The 6,133-nt window shown below is 71.5% G+C and carries 6 protein-coding genes; 5 read left to right on the top strand and 1 reads right to left on the bottom strand.

What is annotated here, in order from left to right; all coding sequences use genetic code 11:
- The first annotated feature begins 28 nt into the window (after positions 1–28).
- Positions 29–151, top strand: coding sequence for a type B 50S ribosomal protein L36 (gene ykgO, locus BIU97_RS08255; protein ID WP_056224971.1), 123 nt, complete (start codon positions 29–31; stop codon positions 149–151).
- A gap of 28 nt (positions 152–179) precedes the next feature.
- Positions 180–836: a histidine phosphatase family protein gene (locus BIU97_RS08260; protein ID WP_071297429.1), complete on the top strand. Its 657-nt coding sequence runs from the start codon at positions 180–182 to the stop codon at positions 834–836.
- Between the two features lie 137 nt (positions 837–973).
- Here BIU97_RS08260 and BIU97_RS08265 read toward each other — a convergent pair whose 3' ends face one another.
- The gene (locus tag BIU97_RS08265; RefSeq protein ID WP_071260894.1) at positions 974–2,701 is read right to left on the bottom strand and encodes a glycerol-3-phosphate dehydrogenase/oxidase; all 1,728 of its coding nucleotides are present in this window, start codon (positions 2,699–2,701) and stop codon (positions 974–976) included.
- 191 nt (positions 2,702–2,892) lie between these two features.
- Between BIU97_RS08265 and BIU97_RS08270 the strand changes: the two genes are divergently transcribed.
- From BIU97_RS08270 to ald, 3 genes are all read left to right on the top strand, one after another.
- A complete protein-coding gene (locus BIU97_RS08270) occupies positions 2,893–3,855 on the top strand; it encodes a sugar-binding transcriptional regulator (protein ID WP_071260896.1) in 963 nt (320 codons plus the stop codon).
- Positions 3,856–3,915: 60 nt separating this feature from the next.
- Positions 3,916–4,875 carry a helix-turn-helix transcriptional regulator gene (locus BIU97_RS08275; protein ID WP_071260899.1) on the top strand — a complete coding sequence of 320 codons (960 nt, stop codon included), beginning with the start codon at positions 3,916–3,918 and terminating at the stop codon, positions 4,873–4,875.
- Between the two features lie 124 nt (positions 4,876–4,999).
- Positions 5,000–6,100 (top strand): alanine dehydrogenase, encoded by a 1,101-nt coding sequence (gene ald, locus BIU97_RS08280; protein WP_071260902.1) that lies wholly within the window; start codon positions 5,000–5,002, stop codon positions 6,098–6,100.
- The last annotated feature ends 33 nt before the right edge of the window (positions 6,101–6,133 follow it).

Below are 6,133 nucleotides of genomic sequence, written 5' to 3' on the forward strand. Positions count from 1 at the left end.
GAAAAGAATTATCAACAAGGAGGCACGCATGAAGGTCCGCAACTCGCTCAAGGCGCTCAAGAAGATCCCCGGCTCGCAGGTGGTGCGCCGCCGCGGCCGCGTCTACGTCATCAACAAGAAGGACCCACGCTGGAACACCCGCCAGGGCTGACGTCGGCGGCCGTCCGTAGGGTGGCTCCATGCGACTGCTGCTCATCCGCCACGGCCAGACCCCCGCGAACGTGCACGGCATCCTCGACGCCGAGGTGCCCGGCCCCGGCCTGACCGAGCTCGGCCAGCGGCAGGCCGACGCCCTGCCCGCGGCGCTCGCCGACCGCGGCATCGAGCGGCTCTTCGTCTCGTCGATGGTCCGGACGCAGCACACCGCGGCACCCCTGGCGGCATCGCTCGGGCTCGAGCCGGTGGTGCTGCCGGGCCTCCGCGAGATCGCGGCGGGGGACACCCAGGGCAAGCGCGACGCGACCTCGGTCCAGATCTACATCTCGACCGTGCACGGGTGGTCCGGCGGCGACCGCAGCACGCGGATGCCCGGCGGCGAGAGCGGCGACGAGTTCTTCGCGCGCTACGACGACGCGGTGCGGCAGATCGAGGCGAGCGGGGTCGCGGTGGCGGCCGCGGTCAGCCACGGCGCGGCGATCCGCACGTGGGCGAGCGCCGCGGCGCAGAACACCCCGGACCACTTCGGCACGAAGCGGAACCTCGAGAACACCGGCATCGTCGAGCTCGAGGGGTCGTCGGACGACGGCTGGCGGCTGGTGGACTGGGAGGGCGAGCCGATCGGCGGCGAGCAGCTCATCGACCGCACGGCCCAGGACCCGACCGGCGAACGCTCCTGACGCGACCAGCGGCCCACGAACGCGACCAGCGGCCCGCGAACGCGACCAGCGGCCCGCGGCCCGCGAACGCGACCAGCGGACGGACAGGAGGCCCGGTACCAGCTGGTACCGGGCCTCCTGTCCGTGGGGGACGAGCGCTACGCGAGCTGCGACGCCGACGTGAGCGGCACGATCACGCGGTGCGACTCGCGCAGGACGTCGAGGGTGCGCTGGACCTCGTCCGCGCGCTCCTCGGTCGTCCAGCCGAGCGCCTCGGCGAGCACGTCGGCCAGCTCGTCGAGCAGGTCGATCGTGACGCCGCCGACGAACGCCAGGTTCGTGCGGCGCAGGACGACGTCGACCAGGTGCACGGCCTGCTCGTGGCGGGCGAAGTACGCGACCTCGGCGCGGGTGAGCGACGGGTCCGACTCGAGGGCGTCGACCGGGCCGTCGACCAGGACGTCCACGACCTCGGCCGCGCGGGTGCCGTAGCGCTCGAGCAGGCCCTCGACCAGGGACTCGTCGAGCCCGTGGCCGTGCGCGGTGACCCACAGGGCGCGCTGCGCATCGGTGGTCGGGAACTCCTTGCCACCGCCGATCGGCATGCCGGTCGTGTCGACCGTGCGGGTGACGCCGAGCTTGGTCGTCGCCTCGGTGGACAGGTGCGCCGCGAGGGCGCGGAACGTCGTCCACTTGCCGCCGACGAGCGACAGCACGGTCGACCCGGGCAGCCCGGCGATGGGGGTGTCCACGATCCGGTAGTCGCGGGACACGAAGCCGGGGGCGGTGTCCTCGTGGCGGGGGAGCGGACGGATGCCGGAGTAGCTGTAGACGATGTGGTCGCGGGTGACCTCGATCTGCGGGAACACGTGCTTCACCAGCCCGAAGAAGTAGTCGATCTCCTCGTCGGTGGTGACGACCGGCTTCGACGGGTCGGCGTCGATGTCGGTCGTGCCGATGAGCACCCGGCCCTTGAGCGGGTAGATGAGGACGATGCGGCCGTCGTCGTTCTCGAAGAACAGCTCGCGGCCCTTGGTGGCCTCGAGCAGCTCGTCGTTGTGGACGACGATGTGCGAGCCCTTCGTGCCGCCCATGAACTTCGTCTCGCCGCCGAAGGCCTCGTTCGTCAGGTCGGTCCACGGGCCGGAGGCGTTGATCACGACGTCGGCGGTGAAGACGAACTCGTCGCCGGTCTCGCGGTCGCGGAGCAGGACGCCGCCGTCGCGGGTACCGGCTGCCTCGACGTAGTTGACCGCGCGGGCGCGGTCGGCGCCGGCGGACAGGCCGTCCTTGAGGACGTCGAGGGCCAGGCGCTCGGGCTCGTGCACGCTCGCGTCGTAGTAGGTGCCCGTGTACTTCAGGTCCTTGTTGAGGGCCGGCATGTCCTCGAGCGCGGCCTTCTTCGTGCGGAAGACGTGCTTCGGGACGGAGCCGCCGTCACGCGAGAAGGAGTCGTAGATCGTCATGCCGATCTTGATGAGCATGGCGCCGCGCTCCTTGGTGGAACGCTGCTTGTGCGTCAGCATCCGCAGCGGGGCGTTCATGATGCCGGAGAACGTCGAGAAGATCGGCATCGTCGTCTGCAGCGGCTTCACGTAGTGCGGGGCGATGCGGATGAGGCCGTTGCGCTCCTGCACGCTCTCGCGCACCAGGCGGAACTCGCCGTTCTCCAGGTAGCGGATGCCGCCGTGGATCATGTGGCTCGACGCTGCCGAGGCGCCGCCGGCGTAGTCGCCGCGCTCGACCAGGGCGACGTCGACGCCCTGCATCGCGAGGTCGCGGAAGGTGGCGATGCCGTTGATGCCACCACCGACGATGAGGACCTGCGCGTTCGGGCGCTCGGTGAGGGCGGTCACCGTCTTCCTGGGCTGTGTCGTCTTCGACATGGTTCGTCGCTTCCTTCGTCTGTTCGTGGGGTCACCAACGATCGTGCGCTCCGGCGAGAGAGCGGGCAACTCACGTGCACGAACGTGCAGCACACCTGTCGCGCACCAGGATCGAGCAGCCGGGAGGCGCGACCAGGGTTGCAGAGGCCGTGCACGTCCGTGCATGGTTGCGTTCGACAGATCGGAGCACCATGAGCGATGCGGCTCAGCCCATGCGCACGCAGCAGGCGCTGCGCGCCGCGCACCTCTACTACCTGCAGGACCTGACGATGGACGCGATCGCGGACGAGCTCGGGACCTCGCGGTCGTCGGTGTCGCGCCTGCTGAAGTACGCCAGGGACACCGGGCTCGTGGACATCCAGATCCGCTCGCCCCTCGACCAGGCCGCCGCGCTCAGCCGTTCGATCCGGTCGCGGTTCGGGGTGCACGCGCACGTCGTCCCGGTGCCGGACCACACGAGCGACGTCGACCGGCTCGAGCGGGTCGCGCTGTCGGCCGCGCGCATCCTGACGCAGTACGTCGAGTCGAACATGGTCATCGGGATCTCGTGGGGCTCGACCGTGAGCGCGGTCAGCCGCTACCTCGTGCCGAAGACGACCCACGGCTCGACGATCGTCCAGATCAACGGCGCCGCGAACACCCGGACCACCGGCATCGTCTACGCGTCCGAGATCCTCCGCCGCTTCGGCGAGGCGTACGGCGCGTTCGTGCAGCAGTTCCCGGTGCCGGCGTTCTTCGACGACCCCGACACGAAGGAGGCGCTGTTCCGGGAACGCTCGATCCGTCGCGTGCTCGACCTGCACGAGCGGATGGACCTCGTCGTGTTCGGCGTCGGCGCCCCGCAGGCCCCGGTGCCGTCGCACGTGTACTCCGGCGGCTACCTCGACCCGGCCGACCGCGACGAGCTGTCGACGGCCGAGGTGGTCGGCGACGTCTCGACGGTCTTCTACCGCGCCGACGGCTCGTGGCGGGACATCGGGGTGAACGCCCGCGCGGGCGGCCCGGACCTCGACACGATCAAGCGGGCGCCGCGCCGGGTCTGCGTCGTCGCCGGGCGCGGGAAGGCCGCCTCGCTGCGCGGTGCCCTGGCAGCGGGGCTCGTGACGGACCTCATCCTGGACGAGAGCGTCGGACAGGCGATCCTGCAGCCGTGACGCACGGTGTCGAGCGGCCGCGGACGTCGAATGTCGGTGGCTGCTCGTACGTTCTGGTGCATGGTGCTTTCCATCGATCGACACCCCGGCCGGTACTTCCGGCGGCTCGTCGGCAGTGACTTCGACGAGGCCCTCGCCTTCTTCGGGAGCGACTACGACTTCCGCGCTCCGATCGTCCGGCGCACCCGTCCGCAGTCCCACTGGGACTTCGCCGACGTGGGAGACGGCCGCCTGTCCCTGCGCTCGTCGCGCTTCATGGCGGACCTGCGCACCGAGAGCCGCGTCGACGACGAGTTCGTCGTCGCCTGGCTGCGCAGCGGTGCCGGACGGCTCACCTCGGGCAGCGACACGCACGTCTTCGAGCCGGGGGTGCCGGTCGTCGTGCCCTTCGCCGAGGTCTACTCCCTGCACCACCGCGACATCGGCCTGAACCTCGTGCACCTCGACCGCGACTTCGTCCGGTCCGTCGCGGGCGACGACGACTTCGCGTTCGACACCCTGCAGCGCCCGACGGCGCAGGGGGCCGCCACCTGGCAGGCCGTCGTGCGGGCACACTCGTCGACCTGGCTCGACGTCGACCACCGCCTCGACGCGTCGGGCGAGCGCACCATCGCCGAGGCGTTCGTCACGGCGGCGCTGCAGGCGTTCCCGCAGCGCAGCCGGTGGCGCTCCTCCGTGGCCGGCACCGGTCCGGAGCACGGTCGGCTGCGTCGCGCCCTCGAGTACGTGCACGCCCACGCACGCGAGCCGATCGGCACGCCCGAGATCGCGGTCGCGGCGGGGCTCAGCCCGCGCGGCCTGCAGCAGTCGCTCCGGCGGCACCTGGACCAGACACCGGGCGAGCTGCTGCGCGGCGTGCGGCTCGACGGCGCCCGCGCCGACCTGCTCGACGGCGACCGCGAGGAGACCTCGGTGGCCGACATCGCGCGCTCGTGGGGCTTCGGGCACCTCGGGCGGTTCTCGTCGACCTACCGCGCACGATTCGGCGAGCTGCCGAGCGAGTCGCTCCGCGCGCGCTGACGATCCGGCCGAATCCGATCGCACGAATGGCGCCGAAGTCATCCGGATGTTCGGCTGTAACGTCGCTGCAACGAATCCGGCGCTGAATGGTGGGACGACCGCACCACCCACGAAGGAGTCAGCGATGCGCATCGGCGTCCCCACCGAGATCAAGAACAACGAGTACCGCGTCGCGGCGACCCCGGCGGGCGTCGCCGAGCTGGCGTTGCACGGGCACGAGGTCCTCGTGCAGTCGGGAGCGGGCACCGGCTCGGCGTTCACCGACGACGAGTACCGCGTGGCGGGAGCGTCGATCGTCGACACCGCCGCCGAGGTCTGGGCGCAGGCCGAGATGATCCTCAAGGTGAAGGAGCCGGTTGCTGCCGAGTACCCGCTCATCCGCCCGGGGCAGGTCCTGTTCACCTACCTGCACCTGGCCGCCGACCGTCCCCTCACCGACGCGCTCGTCGCGTCCGGCGCCACGGCGATCGCCTACGAGACCGTGCAGCTGCCCGACCGCTCGCTGCCGCTCCTCTCGCCGATGTCCGAGGTCGCCGGGCGGCTCTCGGCCCAGGTCGGCGCGTTCCACCTCATGCGCACGAACGGCGGCCGCGGGCTGCTGCTCGGTGGTGTCCCCGGCACGCCGAAGGGCCGCGTCGTCGTCATCGGCGGCGGCGTCGCGGGGGAGCACGCCGCGACCATGGCACTCGGCATGGGCGCGGACGTCACCGTGTTCGACATCAGCCTGCCGCGGCTCCGCGCCCTCGACGCCCGGTTCGACGGCCGCGTCACCACGCTCCGGTCATCGGCCCACGCGATCGCCGAGGCGCTGCGCGACGCCGACCTGGTGATCGGCTCCGTCCTCATCCCCGGGGCGTCGGCGCCGAAGCTCGTCACCGACGCGATGGTCGCGGACATGCGCCCGGGATCGGTCCTCGTCGACATCGCCATCGACCAGGGCGGCTGCTTCGAGGGCTCGCACCCGACCACCCACGACGACCCGACCTTCGCCGTGCACGACGCCGTGTACTACTGCGTGGCGAACATGCCCGGCGCCGTCCCGCGCACGAGCACGATCTCGCTGACGAACGCCACGTTGCCCTACGCCGTGGCGATCGCCGACCGGGGTTGGGAGCAGGCCACCGCGGCCGACCCGGCACTGGCCCTCGGCGTGAACGTGCACGCCGGCGAGGTCACGAACGCCGCGGTCGCCGCCGCCCACGGGCTGGTCGCAGCCGCGCGCTGACGTCGGGCCGGATCGCGAAAGCGACACTTCCCC

The organism is Curtobacterium sp. MCBA15_009 (assembly GCF_001864895.1).
Classification (GTDB): domain Bacteria; phylum Actinomycetota; class Actinomycetes; order Actinomycetales; family Microbacteriaceae; genus Curtobacterium.